This is a genomic window from Streptomyces sp. DH37, from assembly GCF_029813835.1.
Classification (GTDB): Bacteria; Actinomycetota; Actinomycetes; order Streptomycetales; family Streptomycetaceae; genus Streptomyces.
Genome location: NZ_JARVKV010000237.1, coordinates 1 through 397, shown reverse-complemented (window position 1 = coordinate 397; position 397 = coordinate 1). Strand labels below are relative to the sequence as shown.

At 78.8% G+C, this 397-nt stretch carries 1 pseudogene; it reads right to left on the bottom strand.

Features of this window, described 5'->3' with window-relative positions:
• Positions 1 to 397, bottom strand: a pseudogene (locus QC029_RS30835) (alpha-galactosidase); the annotation flags it as partial.

The window sequence follows — 397 nt, the reverse complement described above, 5'->3', positions numbered from 1 at the left end:
GACCACCGGCAGACGGGGCGTGCGGCCGGGCGCGCGCCCGCGCACCAGGGTGCGGCGCGGCCGGGTCAGCGCGCCGAGCGCCTCGTCCGCGCCGCCCGCCGCCGCGGCCAGCGAGACCGGCACGGTGGTGAAGCCGCGCGCGGCCGTCACCGCCGTGCTCCTCTGGTGCTCGGCGTCGGTCGGTCCCAGCAGGGCCACGTACGCGCCGTCGACGGTCTCGCCCGCCTCCCAGTGCCAGGCGCCGTTGTGCTCGATCTGCCAGGCCAGCGCCCAGGAGCCGACGCGGGCGACGACCGCTCCGGTGGGCAGGTGCTCGCCCGTCGACCAGGAGCTGCGGGAGGTCAGCGCGAAGCGGCTGCGGGAGGCGTGGTGGTGGACGGCCGGGTCCATCACCGGC